At 62.5% G+C, this 16,813-nt stretch carries 13 protein-coding genes and 1 tRNA gene; 10 read left to right on the top strand and 4 right to left on the bottom strand.

What is annotated here, in order from left to right:
- Window positions 1-774, bottom strand: a 774-nt coding sequence (locus VFE81_RS05775) for an NAD(P)/FAD-dependent oxidoreductase (RefSeq protein ID WP_325043674.1), incomplete at its 3' end; no start/stop codon positions are given.
- 333 nt (window positions 775-1,107) lie between these two features.
- On the opposite strand from VFE81_RS05775, the gene VFE81_RS05770 reads away from it, so the two are divergent.
- Window positions 1,108-3,423, top strand: a complete 2,316-nt coding sequence (locus tag VFE81_RS05770) for a DNA translocase FtsK (RefSeq protein ID WP_325043673.1) — start codon at window positions 1,108-1,110, stop codon at window positions 3,421-3,423.
- Window positions 3,424-3,641: 218 nt separating this feature from the next.
- Entirely contained in the window at window positions 3,642-4,379 is a 738-nt protein-coding gene (gene lolA, locus VFE81_RS05765) for an outer membrane lipoprotein chaperone LolA (RefSeq protein ID WP_325043672.1), read from the top strand.
- A gap of 220 nt (window positions 4,380-4,599) precedes the next feature.
- Here lolA and VFE81_RS05760 read toward each other — a convergent pair whose 3' ends face one another.
- A complete protein-coding gene (locus VFE81_RS05760; RefSeq protein ID WP_325043671.1) occupies window positions 4,600-5,520 on the bottom strand; it encodes a LysR family transcriptional regulator in 921 nt (306 codons plus the stop codon).
- A 168-nt stretch (window positions 5,521-5,688) separates the two neighbouring features.
- On the opposite strand from VFE81_RS05760, the gene speB reads away from it, so the two are divergent.
- Window positions 5,689-6,678 (top strand): agmatinase, encoded by a 990-nt coding sequence (gene speB / locus VFE81_RS05755; RefSeq protein ID WP_028196760.1) that lies wholly within the window; start codon window positions 5,689-5,691, stop codon window positions 6,676-6,678.
- 171 nt (window positions 6,679-6,849) lie between these two features.
- Here speB and cytX read toward each other — a convergent pair whose 3' ends face one another.
- Window positions 6,850-8,166, bottom strand: a complete 1,317-nt coding sequence (cytX, locus tag VFE81_RS05750) for a putative hydroxymethylpyrimidine transporter CytX (protein WP_325043670.1) — start codon at window positions 8,164-8,166, stop codon at window positions 6,850-6,852.
- Between the two features lie 266 nt (window positions 8,167-8,432).
- On the opposite strand from cytX, the gene VFE81_RS05745 reads away from it, so the two are divergent.
- From VFE81_RS05745 to VFE81_RS05715, 7 genes are all read left to right on the top strand, one after another.
- Complete coding sequence (locus VFE81_RS05745) at window positions 8,433-9,746, top strand: replication-associated recombination protein A (protein ID WP_325043669.1); 1,314 nt, start codon at window positions 8,433-8,435, stop codon at window positions 9,744-9,746.
- Between the two features lie 136 nt (window positions 9,747-9,882).
- Window positions 9,883-11,178: a serine--tRNA ligase gene (gene serS, locus VFE81_RS05740; RefSeq protein WP_325043668.1), complete on the top strand. Its 1,296-nt coding sequence runs from the start codon at window positions 9,883-9,885 to the stop codon at window positions 11,176-11,178.
- 184 nt (window positions 11,179-11,362) lie between these two features.
- Window positions 11,363-11,452 (top strand) — tRNA-Ser (locus VFE81_RS05735).
- A gap of 824 nt (window positions 11,453-12,276) precedes the next feature.
- Window positions 12,277-13,581, top strand: coding sequence for an NAD(P)/FAD-dependent oxidoreductase (locus VFE81_RS05730; protein ID WP_325043667.1), 1,305 nt, complete (start codon window positions 12,277-12,279; stop codon window positions 13,579-13,581).
- Window positions 13,578-14,423: a DUF1365 domain-containing protein gene (locus tag VFE81_RS05725; protein WP_414695552.1), complete on the top strand. Its 846-nt coding sequence runs from the start codon at window positions 13,578-13,580 to the stop codon at window positions 14,421-14,423. The genes VFE81_RS05730 and VFE81_RS05725 overlap by 4 nt, the downstream gene beginning before the upstream one ends.
- 12 nt (window positions 14,424-14,435) lie before the next feature.
- Window positions 14,436-15,647: a cyclopropane-fatty-acyl-phospholipid synthase family protein gene (locus tag VFE81_RS05720; RefSeq protein WP_325043665.1), complete on the top strand. Its 1,212-nt coding sequence runs from the start codon at window positions 14,436-14,438 to the stop codon at window positions 15,645-15,647.
- A 1-nt stretch (window position 15,648) separates the two neighbouring features.
- Window positions 15,649-16,161, top strand: coding sequence for a chalcone isomerase family protein (locus VFE81_RS05715; RefSeq protein WP_325043664.1), 513 nt, complete (start codon window positions 15,649-15,651; stop codon window positions 16,159-16,161).
- Here VFE81_RS05715 and VFE81_RS05710 read toward each other — a convergent pair.
- On the bottom strand, window positions 16,124-16,813 hold a 690-nt coding region (locus tag VFE81_RS05710; protein ID WP_325043663.1), incomplete at its 5' end, for an alpha/beta hydrolase. The two genes, VFE81_RS05715 and VFE81_RS05710, sit on opposite strands and share 38 nt — an antisense overlap.

Raw genomic sequence — 16,813 nt, 5'->3', positions numbered from 1 at the left:
CAGTTGACCGTCGAAAATATCCGTGTTCGGTTTGTGGCCGATCGCGACGAAGATACCTTGCAGCGCGATGTCCGTGGTGTCGCCGCTTTTCGTGTTCTTGATCCGCAGGCCGGTCACGCCGGATTGGTCGCCGGTCACTTCGTCGAGCGTGCTGTTCCACTTGATCTCGACCAGGCCTTCTTTTTCCTTCGCCAGCAGACGGTCGATCAGGATCGGCTCGGCGCGGAACTTGTCGCGGCGATGGATCACCGTCACTTTCCTGGCGATGCCGGAAAGATAGAGGGCTTCCTCGACTGCGGTATTGCCGCCGCCGATCACGGCCACATGTTGTTGCTTGTAGAAGAAGCCGTCGCAGGTGGCGCAAGCCGACACGCCTTTGCCCATGAACGCTTCTTCGGACGGCAGGCCGAGGTATTGCGCCGATGCGCCGGTCGAAATGATCAGCGAGTCGCAGGTGTATTCGCCCGAGTCGCCAATCAGGCGGATCGGCTTCTCATCCAGCTTGGCCGTATGGATGTGGTCGAAAATGATTTCCGTGTTGAAGCGCTCGGCGTGCTCCAGGAAGCGCTGCATCAACTCCGGGCCTTGCACGCCGTTGCCGTCCGCCGGCCAGTTTTCGACGTCGGTCGTGGTCATCAGCTGGCCGCCCTGGGCGAGACCCGTGACGAGCACCGGCGACAGGTTGGCGCGCGCCGCGTAGACGGCTGCCGTGTAGCCGGCGGGGCCTGAACCGAGAATCAGAACTTTGGCGTGTTTCGTGGAAGTTGCGGGCATGATCGAATCCTTATACGGCGCCCGGCTCGCCCATGCGAGGCCGCGCGACTTGAGCTGAAACTATAGATGGGTATCAGAGCGGCATTATAAAGGGCGGCACGCCGGCCTGCTCCATGAAGCTTTCCGATCGCGGCGATAGCGTTGCCGCGGGCCCTGGCCGCTTTTCTGAAGTCGAATGGCTAAGTTACCGTCATTTACAGCCTCGCGTCCGACACTGCGTTTACAATAGGCCGCATCGATGGACCCGGCAGCCGGGGCCGGGTCTGGAGCCGCCCTAGGCGCCGCTTCGGCCGCGACTCTGGCGGCAAATCGGCCACACACGCAACAGGATCAATGGCAAAAGCTCCCTATTCCGCGAGCGCGCAGGCATTGCCGCACCGCATGTCGCGCCTTTTCACCGAAATCCGCTGGATCTTGCAGGTCGCGCTCGGCGTGTTTCTGCTCATGGCGCTCGTCAGCTACAGCCGGCACGATCCGAGCTGGACGCACGCTGCGCAGGTCGACCACATCGCCAACTGGGCGGGCCGTGTCGGCGCGTGGACGTCCGATATCCTGCTGCTGCTGTTCGGCCTTTCCGCCTACTGGTGGATCGTGCTGCTCGGCCGCCATATCTCCGCCAATTACCGCCGTATCACTCGTCACGAGGAACTGCAGGAAGATGTGCCGCGTGACGCCGGCTGGCTCGCGGATGCGTTCGCATTCATGCTGGTGTTGCTCGCCTGCGACGGGATCGAAGCGCTGCGCATGTGGTCGCTGAAAGTGCAGTTGCCGCGGGCGCCGGGGGGCGTGATCGGCGAAGCGGTCGCGCGTGGCGTATCGCATGCGCTCGGCTTCACGGGCGGTACGCTGGCCCTGCTGATCGTGCTCGGAATCGGTTTGTCGCTGTATTTCCGGTTTTCGTGGCTGTCGGTGTCGGAGAAGGTCGGCGAATCGATCATTTCGGCGGTCACTTTCGCCAAGCTGCGCCGCGAGGCCGGACGCGACCGTAAATTGGGCGAAGCCGCCGCCGTGAAGCGCGAAGGCAAGGTCGAAAAGGGCCGTGTGCGGATCGAGGAGCATGAGCCGGTCATGATCGTGCCGCCGCTCGCCACCCCTGCCAAATCGGAGCGCGTCGAGAAAGAGCGGCAGGTGCCGCTGTTCACGGACTTGCCCGGCGACTCCACCTTGCCGCCGATCTCGCTGCTCGACGCGGCGCCGGTCGCGCAGGAAACCATTTCCGCCGATACGCTTGAATTCACCTCGCGTCTGATCGAGAAAAAGCTCAAGGACTTCGGCGTCGAAGTGAGCGTGGTTGCCGCCTATCCGGGGCCGGTTGTCACGCGTTATGAAATCGAGCCGGCTACCGGTGTGAAGGGCAGCCAGATCGTCGGCCTGGCGAAAGATCTGGCGCGCTCGCTGTCGCTGGTGTCGATTCGTGTGGTCGAAACGATACCGGGCAAGAATTTCATGGCGCTGGAGTTGCCGAACCAGCGCCGTCAGACCGTGAGTCTCTCGGAGATTCTCGGCTCGGCGGTTTATGCGGACGCGGCTTCGCCGCTCACCATGGGCCTCGGCAAGGACATCGGCGGCAAGCCGGTGTGTGCCGACCTCGCGAAAATGCCGCACTTGCTGGTGGCCGGTACGACCGGTTCGGGCAAGTCGGTGGGTATCAACGCGATGATCCTGTCGCTGCTCTACAAGGCGAGCGCCGACCAGGTCCGCATGATCCTGATCGACCCGAAGATGCTCGAAATGAGCGTCTACGAGGGCATTCCGCATCTGCTGTGTCCGGTGGTGACGGATATGCGCCAGGCGGGCCATGCGCTCAATTGGGCGGTCGCCGAAATGGAGCGCCGCTACAAGCTGATGAGCAAGCTCGGCGTGCGTAACCTCGCCGGTTACAACAACAAGATCGACGAAGCCACCAAGCGCGAGGAGAAGCTGCCGAATCCGTTCAGCCTGACGCCGGACGATCCGGAACCGCTGTCGCGCCTGCCGAACATCGTCGTCGTGATCGACGAATTGGCTGACCTGATGATGGTGGTCGGCAAGAAGGTCGAAGAGCTGATCGCACGGATTGCGCAGAAGGCGCGCGCGGCGGGTATCCATCTGATTCTGGCGACGCAGCGTCCGTCGGTGGACGTGATTACCGGCCTGATCAAGGCCAACGTGCCGACGCGGATGGCCTTCCAGGTGTCGTCGAAGATCGACTCGCGCACCATTCTTGACCAGCAGGGCGCGGAATCGCTGCTCGGCATGGGTGACATGCTGTACCTGCCGCCAGGCAGCGGTTTGCCGATGCGTGTGCACGGCGCGTTCGTGTCGGACGAGGAAGTGCATCGCGTCGTCGACAAGCTCAAGGAGCAGGGCGAGCCGAACTATATCGAGGGCATCCTCGAAGGCGGCGTGACGGGCGAGGGCGACGAAGGCTCCGCGGGCGCCGGCGGAACCGGCTCGAGCGATGGTGAGGCGGACCCGTTATACGACCAGGCGGTCGACGTGGTGCTGAAGAACCGCCGTGCGTCGATCTCGCTGGTGCAGCGGCATTTGCGCATCGGCTATAACCGCGCGGCGCGTTTGCTCGAGCAGATGGAGAACTCGGGCGTGGTGTCGTCGATGTCGTCGAATGGCAATCGCGAGATTCTTGCGCCGGCGCGGGAAGCGGAATAGGCCAACCATCAGGCTATTGCGCCGAACCGGCGGCAAAGCGCAGCGTATAAGCGCCCGCGCATAAGTCCTGTTTAAGGCTTCTTGCTTAAGCTGTTGTCCAAGGCCGAGGGCTCGTCCCTCGGCTTCGCGGTTCAAGCCAGCCGCCACGGTCGCCCGGCCGCTGCCCTCATCGCCTGCCGCCGTGACCGCTCAACGAATTCAATCAAGGGAGAAAACACATGCAGCTTTTCGCGCAGCAGCACGCTCGACAGAGTGCTCAACCCAGCCGTTTCGGCCAACTCGCTCGCACGATCGTACGTGGCGTCGGCAGTGTGGCGATCGCAGCGTCGATGCTCGTCGCGTCGCAGGCATTCGCGAGCGGCACTGAGCAACTGAAGGCGTTCGTCGCGCAAGTTCATTCCGCGCGCGGTACCTTTGTGCAGCAGGAAGTGCGCGCGCCGAGCAAGGCGCAGGGTGCAAGCGGCGCGAACGGCGTGCTGTCCACGGCCGGCAAGACCGGCACCTCGAGCGGCACGTTCACGTTCGCGCGTCCCGGCAAGTTCATCTGGCAATACGAGAAGCCCTATGCACAATTGTTGCAAGCCGACGGCGACAAGCTCTACGTGTATGACAAGGATTTGAACCAGGTGACGGTGCGCAGCCTCGGCGGCGCGCTCGGCGCGAGCCCGGCGGCGATCCTGTTCGGCAGCAACGATCTGGACAAGAACTTCACGCTGCGTGATGCGGGCGTGAAGGCCGGCATCGACTGGCTCGAACTGACGCCGAAGGCGAAAGACACGCAATTTCAACGCGTCGGCATCGGTTTCAAGGACGGCAATCTTGAAGCGATGGAACTGCACGATGTGTTCGGCAACGTGACGCTGCTGACGTTCTCGAACATCCAGAAGAACCCGCCGCTGCCGACCGATGCGTTCAAGTTCACGGTACCGAAGGGCGCGGATGTGATCAACGGTTAAGCTGGTTGCCGTAGCAGTTTGATTTGCAGAAAGGCCGCGTCATCGAGCGCGGCCTTTTCAATTGCTGATCGAGTGCCGATGGGCCGCCAATCGCGCTGTTGGTTCTTTCAGGACCAGAGCCGGCTGTGCAGACCGGCTATCCGTTTGTCTTCAGAGCATGCACCGACAGCAACCGCGCCACTGATCCGCTTCGAAAACCTTTACCGGCTGCGCAGAACCGCTACTCATCCACTTCCAGCACCTGCGCCGGATGCGCGGCTTTCATATCGTCGATAAACGCCTCAACGATATCCGTTCGATGCTGCCGCGCCCGCGTGACCATATGAAACGCCACGCGGTAGCGCATCTGTGCCGGATTCACCGCCGCGAGCAGACCTTGCTTGACGAACGGCGCCGCGAAATGTCCCGGTAAATAGCCGAGATGATGGCCTGACAGCACCAGCATGGCGACTGCTTCCATGTTGTCCGCGACGGCGGTCACGTTCTGCGGCGTGGTCGAACTTTCGGCTTCGGGCAGCGGATAGCTACGCCACGCCCATTCGTGAGCCGCGGCGTCCGCGGGTGACACGTCCCCAGCTGAAGCGAACAGCGGATGCCCCTTCGCGCAATAAGCGAACTGATCTTCGGCGAACACTTCGGTGTATTCGAGCGACGGCACGCGATGCCAGAAATAGCCGATGCCGATCTGAATCCGGCCATTCAGCAACAATTCCTCCAGCTCGCCCGGCGAGCGCACCAGAATCGAAAACCGTACCGACTGATCGCGCGCCCGAAACCGGCCGATCGCGTCGCTGATACGCGCGCTCGCCGACACCGGTGTGTGGCCGATCATGCCGATATCGAGCGTGCCGACCAGTTTGCGGCCGACGTTGCGCGCCTGCATGCCGAAGGTGTCGACGGCGGACAGCAGGGCACGAGCCGCGTCGATGAATTGCTCGCCGCGCGCGGTCAGGCTGAAGCCGCCGCGGCCGCGCTCGCACAGCCGGTAGCCGAGGCGCGTTTCCAGCGTGGCGAGTTGCGTGCTGATGGTCGACTGGCCGACGTTGAGCGTGGCTTGGGCCGGCGAGACGCCGCCGGCGTCGACGATGGCGAGGAAAACGCGGATCAGCCGCAGGTCGAGATCGGTGAGTTGGGAGAACATACGTCAGGATACATCGCTATGAATCAATGTGAAGTTTATTCTGTTTGTATTTTAACTTGAGGGAAACTGCTCAAGAATCGAGATTCGCCCGGCAAGGTGCGCTTTTTCCTGATCCATCGGCCGGTTGCACGATTTTGCTTACTGCCCTCTTTTCATTGCCGAGACACGATGAATACTTCCTCCTTCATTTCCCCCGAGGCCGGTGAACGGCCGCAACCGTTGTCCGGCAACGCCATGCCCCGCTGCGGCGGCATCGCAACGATGATGCGGCTGCCGAACGTCGGCTCGGCCGAAGGGTTCGACGCTTGCTTCGTCGGCGTGCCATTCGATCTCGGCACCTCGAACCGTACCGGCGCGCGCTTCGGGCCGCGCCAGATCCGCAGCGAATCGGTGCTGCTGCGACCGTACAACATGGCGACGCGCGCCGCGCCGTTCGATTCGCTGCGCGTGGCCGATCTCGGCGACGTCGCGATCAATCCGTACAACCTGCACGATTCGATCAAGCGCATTGAAACCGCCTATGACGAAATCCTCCAGCACAACTGCAAGCCGATCACGCTCGGTGGCGATCACACGATCGCGCTGCCGATCCTGCGCGCGATTCATCGCAAGCACGGCAAGGTCGGCCTGATTCACGTGGACGCGCACGCCGACGTCAACGACACGATGATGGGCGAGAAGATCGCGCACGGCACGCCGTTTCGCCGCGCCGTGGAAGAGGGCCTGCTCGACTGCGACCGCGTCGTGCAGATCGGTTTGCGCGGCACGGGTTACGCGGCTGAAGATTTCGACTGGTGCCGTGATCAGGGCTTCGAAGTCGTGCAGGCGGAGGCGTGCTGGAACCAGTCGCTCGTGCCGCTGATGGCGCGTGTGCGTGAACGCATGGGTGACGGTCCGGTGTACATCACGTTCGACATCGACGGTATCGATCCGGCCTTCGCGCCAGGTACGGGCACGCCGGAAATCGCGGGTTTGACGGTGCCGCAGGCGCTGGAAATCATTCGCGGCTCGCATGGGTTGAACATCGTCGGCTGCGATCTGGTTGAGGTTGCGCCGCCGTATGATCCGTTCGGCACGACCGCGTTGCTTGGCGCAAATCTCGCGTTTGAATTGCTATGCGTGTTGCCGGGCGTCGAGTATCGGGCGTCGAAGCGTTGAACCACGGGTTGAACTGCGAGTTGAACTGCGAGTTAAACTGATTAAGCTTGCTGACGCATGAAGAGAAAAGGTCTGCATTGAACTGCACCCCAAAAGTTGGGCACCCATCCAACCTTTGCGGGTCAGTCCGCATTTGCAGGCCTTTTTGTATGGCGGTGATGCCTACGCGACTCAAGCGTACGAAGTCTTCCGAGCCGACACCAACGCCAGATAACACACCGCGCCGATCGCCAGTGCGGGCAGCGTCGCGCCGAGATTCGGCAGCCATTGATTGATCGCCTGATACGACACGATCCCGATTGCCCACGACGCGAACGCGCTCAGATGCCAGCCACCCGAGAAGCCGTAACGGCCGCGCACATCGCCGAGCACGGCGGCTTCAATGCGACGTTTGCGCACGATGAAGTGATCCACCAGCACCACGCCGAACAATGGCGCGAACACGGAGCCAATCAACAGCAGGAAGTTCTGATACTTCGCCATCGGCACGAGCAAGGCGATCGCCGTACACAGCGCGCCAAACGCCGCCGACAACAACGGCACGCTGCCGCGGGTCCAGAACGTGCCGGTCGAGACCGCTGCCGAGTGAATATCGGCGAACGCGTTGTCCACTTCGTCGATCAGGATCAGCAGCAGAGCGAGGCCACCGCCCGCTTGAGCGAGCGCGCCGGTCAGCAGCGTATCGCCACCGCCCGCCGCGAGACCGTAGATCGCACCGAGCGCATAAAACCAGATATTCGCAATGCCATAGCCGAGCAACGTGCCGCGGAAGGTCTCGCCGGGGCGTCGGCCGAAACGCGTGTAGTCGGCGATCAGCGGCAGCCACGATAACGGCATCGCGACCACCAGATCGATTGCGCCGCCGAACGACATTTCGCCGGTGCCTGGACGGCGCATCAGCGCGGCCAGATCGTGCTTGGCAAGCAGGTTCCATGAGAGCCATGCGGCGCCCGCAAGCAGCAGCCAGATACCCCACGTGCGCAGAAAACGCCGTACGAACGACAACGGGCCGCTGATGGCCAGCAGCGTCGCGAGCAAACCGAAGATCACGGTCCAGATCAGCGGCATCGAGAAACCGAAGGCCTGCTTGGCGAGCGCATCGGCGGAATCGCGCATCACAATGATTTCGAACGAGCCCCAGCCGACCAGTTGGATCGCGTTCAATACCGCCGGCACCGATGCGCCGCGCACGCCGAGCGTAGGCCGCAGCGACGACATGGCGGCGAGGCCCGTATCCGTGCCGATCACGCCGGCCAGTGCCAACAATACGACGCCGATCACGCTGCCGATCACGATCGCCAGCAACGCATGCGACAACGACAGCCCCGGCACCAGCAGCGCGCCCGCCTGCGCGACCAGCAGGCCGATGCCGAGCGAGAACCAGAGCGCGAAAGCGTCGCCGGTGCGGAACGCGCGGCGCGCGTCGGGCACCGGCGTGAGCGGTGCGTAGGTGGAGCCGGCGTCGCCGGCGAGTGGATCTTGTGCCATCTAATCTTGTCCCTGTCGACCGGGGTGAGCGCTTTAGCTGTCGACCAGAGTTCGCGCTTTAGCGCGATACTCTGGCCCCATGCAAAGCTCTTACTCCGGTCCCATGCAACATAGTTGCGGTTGGTGTCGCTCGCGAATCTGTGCGCGCCGTCACTGTCATAATGCAGGACGTTGCCCGCACCCCTGCGTGGCTGCTTTGCTCACCGGCAGCACGCCGCCTTCATACGGACCGCGTCCGGAAAAGCCGAGATTATCCCCAAAACGTCATGTTTGAAGAACCCCGTGCCAATGTTCCGCTCGCCGAACGCCTGCGGCCCCGCAATATCGACGAGGTGATCGGCCAGAAGCACCTGCTCGGCCCGAACAAGCCGTTGCGGGTCGCATTCGAATCCGGCGAAGCCCATTCGATGATCCTCTGGGGCCCCCCCGGCGTCGGCAAAACCACGCTCGCACGGCTCATGGCCGACGCGTTTCACGCGGAGTTCATCGCGTTGTCCGCGGTGCTCTCGGGTGTGAAGGATATCCGCGAAGCCGTCGAGACCGCGCAGATCCATCGCGCGAACGGGCACCAGACGCTGGTGTTCGTCGACGAAGTGCATCGCTTCAACAAGAGTCAGCAGGACGCGTTCTTGCCACACGTCGAGTCGGGCCTCTTCGTGTTCGTCGGCGCGACGACCGAGAATCCATCGTTCGAGGTGAACAGCGCGTTGCTCTCGCGCGCGGCTGTCTACGTGCTGAAAAGCCTCACCGACGAAGAGCAGTGCGAATTGCTCGACCGCGCGCAGAAAGAACTCGGTGGCCTCACGTTCACCGACGAAGCCCGCGACGCCCTGATCGGTTCCGCCGACGGCGACGGCCGCAAATTGCTGAACAACCTGGAAATCGTCGCACGCGCGGCGGCCCAGCAGAAGAGCACTGAAATTGACGGCGCCTTGCTCGGCAGCGCGCTCGCCGAGAATCTGCGCCGCTTCGACAAAGGCGGCGACGCATTCTACGACCAGATCAGCGCACTGCATAAATCGGTGCGCGGCAGCAGCCCGGATGGCGCGCTGTACTGGTTCTGCCGCATGCTCGACGGCGGTGCGGACCCGCGCTACCTCGCACGACGCATCGTGCGGATGGCGTGGGAGGACATTGGCCTCGCCGACCCGCGCGCGGCCCGCATCGCGCTCGACGCCGCCGAAACCTACGAGCGCCTCGGCACGCCCGAAGGCGAACTGGCACTGGGGCAGGCGGTCATCTATCTGGCGGTCGCGCCGAAGTCGAATGCCGGGTACAACGCGTACAACGAGGCCCGGCGGTTCGTCAGCAAAGATCAGTCGCGCGGCGTGCCGGTGCATCTGCGTAACGCGCCGACCAAGCTGATGAAGGAACTCGGCTACGGTCACGAATACCGCTACGCGCACGACGAACCCGATGCCTACGCGGCCGGCGAGACCTATCTGCCGGACAACATGCGTGACCCGCATTGGTACGAGCCGACGCCACGCGGTCTCGAAGGCAAGATCAGCGACAAGATGGCGCGTCTGGCCGAGCTCGACGCGCAGTGGCGCAGCGAGAACAAGCCTAAAAAGGGCTGAGCGTCTTCGCATGCGCTTCTGCAGCTGTTTCACGTGCCTTGTCGCCATTCCGCACGCCTTGACGATCTAACGCACCGGCCGCCCGCGCCGGTGCGCTAAAATCCCAGCTTCATATAACGAACACCCGCCCCATCTCATGCTCGACATCCAGCTGCTGCGCAAAGACCTCGACGGCGTCGCCAAGCGCCTTGCCGACCGCGGCTTTACCCTCGACGTGGCGGCCTTTACCGCGCTCGAAGCGGAACGCCGCGACACCCAGACCCGTACCGAAGAGATGCAGGCGCGCCGCAACACCCTGTCGAAGCAGATCGGCGGGATGAAGGGGCGGGGCGAGGATACGTCGGCGCTGATGGCCGAAGTGGGCGGTATTGGCGACGAGATGAAGGCGTCGGCGGCCAGGCTGGACGATATCCAGAAGCGTCTGTCCGACCTGCTGCTGGGTGTGCCGAACCTGCCGCACGAAAGCGTGCCCATGGGTAAAGACGAAACCCAGAACGTCGAAGTGCGCCGCTGGGGCACCCCGCGCCAGTTCGATTTCGAGGTGAAGGACCACGTCGACGTCGGCACGCCGCTTGGCCTCGATTTCGAGACGGGCGCGAAACTGTCGGGCGCGCGTTTCACGTTGCTGCGCGGGCAGATTGCGCGGCTGCATCGCGCGCTGGCGCAGTTCATGATCGACACGCACACCCTGCACCACGGCTACACCGAGGTGTACACGCCGTACATCGTGAATCCAGAGATTCTGTACGGCACCGGCCAACTGCCGAAATTCGCCGACGACATGTTCCGCGTCGAGAAGGGCGGTGATGAGAATACGGTCACGCAGTACCTGATTTCTACGTCGGAAATTTCGCTGACGAACACGGTGCGCGACAGCATCGTCGAAGCGGACACGTTGCCGATCAAGCTGACCGCGCATTCGCCGTGCTTCCGCTCGGAAGCGGGCTCGTATGGCCGCGATACGCGTGGTCTGATTCGTCAGCATCAATTCGACAAGGTCGAGATGGTGCAGATCGTCGCGCCGGAGGCCTCGTATGACGCGCTGGAGCAGATGGTCGGCCACGCCGAGGCGATTCTGCAGAAGCTTGAATTACCGTACCGCGTGATTACGCTGTGCACGGGCGACACGGGCTTCTCGGCTGCGAAGACGTATGACCTGGAAGTGTGGGTGCCCGCGCAGAATACGTATCGCGAGATCTCGAGCTGCTCGAACACGGAGTCATTCCAGGCTCGCCGGATGCAGGCGCGTTTCCGCAATGCGCAAGGTAAGCCGGAGCTGGTGCATACGCTGAACGGGTCGGGCCTGGCGGTTGGCCGCACGCTCGTGGCTGTCCTGGAGAATTTCCAGAACGCGGACGGGTCGGTGACGGTGCCGGCGGCGCTGCGTCCTTACCTCGGTGGGGTGGAACGGCTGGCAGTGCCGGCGGCTTGATTGAGGTGCGGTTGATACCTGGCTGACGTCACTGCTGATTGGCAAGTCTCGTCGAAATTTTCTCGAAGAGGGGCTTGGAAATTGGATTCAGCTGTTCTATAATCTTTCTCTCCCAAGCAACGACCCGCTTGGATCTGATTCATCAGCAACTAAGCAAAACCAGTTGTTGTGAGTTGGAAGACCCGGAAAGGTGGCAGAGTGGTCGAATGCGCTGGACTCGAAATCCAGTGTACCTTTAGGGGTACCGTGAGTTCGAATCTCACCCTTTCCGCCAAATTTAAAAACCCCTGCAGAGCGAAAGTTCTGCAGGGGTTTTTCTTTTTGGCGCGGTCTATGGCCTTTGAAGCCTTCGTTAGCGTTCAGCGCCGAAGGCGTGATCTCGGTGAACTCGGAATCCCGTGCGGTATTGGGAAAGTGGATTCCATCGGGTTCCTACAGATGATCCGGAGTTAAGTTATTAGTTTTCGACGATCCGTATTGCAAGTGTCGAATGTCCACGATGACGGGCGAGGATCAAGCCGCTGCCGCGCGCCGTTCGCGATAGGCTATGCGAGCTGTCAAACCCGGCCACCGGGGCGTCCAAAAGTATAAGGTTGGCGGCGTTCCTCAGATCAACCGCCTGCGCAAATCGGAAAATTCTCTAGGCCTTTAAAACTCCCCGATTTCAATCAATTTCTCGCAATACACGGCAATCTTTTCTCGCAGATACTTGTCGCAGTGGGCTGCGCAACATCCTGTGCCTCTACGTCAGCGCCCAGCGCAATCCAAGTTATGCGATTTTCATAGCACGGCTCCCGAGCGGCGAATTGTTAATTTGAAAGCGGTTGGAAAAAACATTGCATTCCGGTGCGCTGACGCGGTAGATTTTTCTGCCGGGCCCTCGCGCCCGGCAGGAACAAAAACCTCTGACCGGCAACGCGGACACGCCGCACGCCGGTTGTCCCTGCCTTGCCGGGTTCGCGTGCAGGCGTCTACCGCCCAAAATCCGCCAGATCTGCATCCATTTCAGCCCCCGCTGCGTAAATCCCCTCAAGGACGCGCAACCCCCGCCACACCCAACTAACCGACCGCGCATCCCCGAGACCAGGAGACGCGCCCATGACCCATCCCGCACCGACCGTACCCCTACCGCGCGGCTCGCGGGTCGCGGTCATCGGCGCCGGTATCTCGGGTTTGGCCAGTGCCTATCTGCTGGCGCGCAACCATCGGGTCACGCTGTTCGAGTCGGCCAGCTACGCGGGCGGCCACACCAATACCGTGGACGTCACCCTTGAGGGCCACACGCATCCCGTCGATACCGGCTTCCTCGTTTTCAACGACCGGACCTATCCGAACCTGATCGCGCTGTTTGCCGAACTGGGCGTCGAGTCGCACCCGAGCGAAATGACCTTCTCGGTCTCGTTCGATGAAGGCCGCCTGGAATGGGCCGGCACCAGCCTGAACACAGTGTTCGCGCAACGTCGCAACCTGTTTTCGCCTACCTTCATCGGCATGCTGCGCGACATCATGCGTTTCAACGGCAGCGCGCAAAGCAATCTCGAGCTCGCGATAGAAACGCGCGTGTCGATGGGCGAACTGCTGACGGCCGGCGGCTACGGCGGCGCGTTCCAGCGCCACTACCTGCTGCCGATGGCCGCGGCGATCTGGTCGAGCGCGACCGCCGATATTCTCGCCTTCCCGGCCACCACATTCCTGCGCTTTTGCCTGAACCACGCGCTGCTTCAGGTGAACCGCCGGCCGCAGTGGAAAACGGTGGTCGGGGGAGGGCGCGAATACGTACGCCGCATTGTTGGCATGCTTGACGATGTCCGCATCGGTACGGCGGTTAGAGGCGTGCGGCGCGATGCCGATGGCGTCGATGTGTTCACGGACGAGGGCACGGAGCGCTTCGACGCGCTGGTGCTCGCCACTCACGCGCCGACCTCGTTGCGCCTGCTCCACCACGACGCCGATCAGGACGAGCGCAGCGTGCTGAGCGCCGTGCGTTACCAGCCGAACGTCGCCGTGCTGCATACGGATACGAATCTGCTGCCGCGTCGTCAGCGCGTGTGGTCGGCGTGGAATTATCTGGGAAGCCGCGGCGTGGACGGCGCGCATCCGGTGTGTGTCAGTTATCTGGTCAATCAACTTCAGCCGCTGCCGTTCAGGACGCCGCTCGTTGTGACGCTCAACCCGGTGACGCAGCCGGCGCCGGGCACCGAGCTGCGCCGCTTCGTCTATGACCATCCGCTGTTCGATCTGACCGCCATCGATGCGCAACACCGTCTGCCGTCGCTGCAAGGCAAACATCGCACCTGGTTCGCGGGTGCATGGACGGGCTACGGTTTCCACGAGGACGGTCTGAAATCGGCACTGCGCGTGGCCGCGGATTTCAATGCGTCGCCGGCATGGGCCACGCTATGAATGCCGCGCGCGCCAACGTCGATCCGGCTGGCTGGCTTTTGACGGGCCAGGTGATGCACGAGCGCCTGCGGCCGAAGCATCATCGATTCACGTATCCGGTGTTCTACGTGCGCTGCGATCTGGATCGTCTCGCGTCGCTCGATAGCGGCTGGTTCGGCATCGACCGGCGGCGTCCGCTCAGCTTTCACCAACGCGACCACGGCCCGCGTGACGGCAGCGATCTCGCCACATGGATGCGCGCACAACTATCAGCGGCGGGTATTGAAGAAGCGGACGGCAAGATCTGGTTGCAAGCATTTCCGCGTGTGTTCGGCTATGCGTTCAATCCGGTCAGTTTCTGGTATTGCCATGACCGCGACGGTCATTTGCGTGCTCTGCTGGCCGAGGTGCGCAATACCTTCGGCAATCGACACAGCTATCTGTTGAGCGCTGCAGGCAATGCACCCATCACGGCTGAAACGGAACTCAAATGCCGCAAAGTGCTGCACGTGTCGCCGTTTTGCTGTGTCGAGGGCAGCTACGAATTTCGCGTCAGAGAGACGCCGAGCCACGCGTCGGTCTCGATCGATTACCAGGATGCTGACGGTTTGCTGATCCGCACGGCTTTAGGTGGCCGCCTGAAGCCCTTAACGCGTTCGACAGCGCTAGCCGCGCTGGTCCGTCAGCCGTTGCTGAGCGTCGGTGTCGTCGCAAGAATTCATTGGCAGGCGTTGCGCCTTGCCATAAAAAAAGCGCCGTTCTATGGCAAAAACCCCGCGCCGGGCCGCGCGGCCGACTCACCCACCGACCATGTCGCAGCCGGCCAACCGTCCGCTGCTGCGCGCCCCATTTCGTCCGATTGAGGAGATTCAGCCATGGCGCTTTCAAGAACCCTGAGCGGGCACCGAACCGTCCCCGCGTCGGGCCGTCTGTTCCTCTCTCTACTCGAACGGATTCAGGTTGGGCATCTGGTGCTGATCCCACCCGACGGTCAGCAGCGCGTGTTCGGCGATCCGCACGCGGCGCCGGGCGCGCGTCTGGAATTGCGCGACTGGCGTGCGTGCGGCGCGATTCTGCGCAAAGGCGACATTGGTTTCGCCGATGCATGGCGCGCGTTCTGGGTCGAGACGCCCGATCTGGCCGCATTGCTGCGCGTTGCAATCCGCAATGAGCACGCGTTGCAACGCACCGTCTACGGCGGCTGGCTCGCGCAACTCTGGTACGGGCTGCGCCATAAACTGAGACCCAACACGCGTTCGGGCAGCCGCCGCAATATTCACGCGCACTACGACATCGGTAACGCCTTTTACGCGCAGTGGCTTGATTCGACATTCACATATTCGAGCGCGGTATTCGACGGTAACTTCTACCAATCGCTCGAAGACGCGCAGCGTGCGAAGTACCAACGCATTATCGATACGCTGGGTTTGCGCGAGGGCATGCGAATTCTGGAAATCGGCTGCGGGTGGGGCGGTTTTGCGATGCACGCCGCGCGCCAGGGCATACACGTGCACGGTGTAACGATCTCTCCGGCCCAGCTCGAATTCGCCCAGAAGCGCGTGAGCGAAGCAGGCTTGAGCGACCGGGTGCACCTCGAATTGCGCGACTACCGTATGCTGACCGGTCAGTACGACGGGATCGTATCGATCGAAATGTTCGAAGCCGTTGGTGAAAAATTCTGGCCGACGTACTTCCGCATTTTGCGCGAACGTCTGCAGCCTGGCGCACGCGCGCTCGTGCAAACCATCACGATCGAAGACTCGCACTTCGCCGCTTATCGCGCGACCAGTGACTTCATCCGCGAATTCATTTTTCCGGGCGGCATGTTGCCGAGTCCGCAGCGTTTTATTGAGGCGGCTCGGCGTGGCAAGCTTGCGGCGCGCACGTCGTTGGTGTTCGGCCGCGACTACGCCGAGACACTGCGCCGCTGGCGCAGTGGGTTCGAGGCACAGCTCGACACGATCCACACACAAGGCTTCGATGAGATTTTCGTGCGGACGTGGCGGCTGTATCTGGCGTACTGCGAAGCTGGCTTCGACGAAGGACGCACGGACGTGATGCAGTTCGTGCTCGCCTCGGCGGATTGATATGCGTGCGCTCGCGGCTCTCGTGCTGGTGCTGTGGGCGACTGCCGCCTGCGCCGATTGGCGCGGCGACATACAGTCCGCGAAACTTGTCGGCGAGGGCGATTTCAGCGTATTCGGCTTCAAGCTCTACCGCGCGCAGATGTGGAGCGAACGCGTACCCATCGATTATGACGAACGCTTCGCGCTGCACATCATTTACGCGCGCGGCATCAAACGCGAGCGGTTCGTCGACACGGGGATGCACGAGATCAAGCGTCTTGCGAGCGCGCCGATTCCGGCGGATACGTTGGAGCGCTGGCGCGCGGATATGATGCAGGCGTTCGTGGATGTCGGCCCCGGCGACCAGTTAAGCGCGGTCTATCTGCCGGACAAGGGCGTGCGTTTTTATGCCGGTGACCGTATGACCGGAGAGTTCGACGATCCCGCCTTTGCGCGGGCGTTCTTCGGAATCTGGCTCGATCCGTCGACGCGCGCGCCTACTTTGCGCAAACAGTTGCTCGGCGTGACACCGTAACGCTTGCAGCGGCACGCGCGCCGACCTTCTGGGCCTCACGGCTCATTTGTGCGTCGATAAACGCGCTTGTATCGTCGAGTACAGGCGCAAAACCGCGCAACGGCCCGGCAAAGGCGCCGACCAGCAGCGCGTGCCCAATCCGCGGATAGTGCTTCACTTCAACGGTGTCGCCAGCGGCGCGCAGCCTGGCCGCGAGCCGGTCGGTGTTGCCCGGATCGACGGTCGTATCGCGCTTGCCGGCGGCGAGGAACATTGGCGGTTCGTCGCCTTCGACGAAGTTGATCGGCTGGCTCGCAGCGCGCAATGCGGGCGGGAAAATTTCTTCCAGCGTCGCGTCTTTCAACGGTAGAAAATCATACGGGCCGGCAAGGCCGATTACGCCGCTCAAATCGCGCTTGCTCATCTGCTGCGCGGCGAGATAGCGGTCGTCGGTGGCCAGCAGCATCACGATATGCGCGCCAGCCGAATGACCCATCAGAAAGATCCGTGACGGGTCGCCGCCGAACTCGGTTGCGTGATCGCGGGCCCAGCGCACGGCCGTGGCTGCATCGTCGACAAAGCCGGGGAAGGCCGTTTCCGGCCACGTCCGATAGTCGGGCACCACGGCTACAAACCCGCGTGAAGCCAGTGCCGCGCCAACGAACAGATAGCT

Source organism: Paraburkholderia sp. (assembly GCF_035656215.1).
In the GTDB taxonomy this organism is placed as follows: domain Bacteria; phylum Pseudomonadota; class Gammaproteobacteria; order Burkholderiales; family Burkholderiaceae; genus Paraburkholderia.
This window is presented reverse-complemented; position numbering and strand designations above follow the sequence as displayed.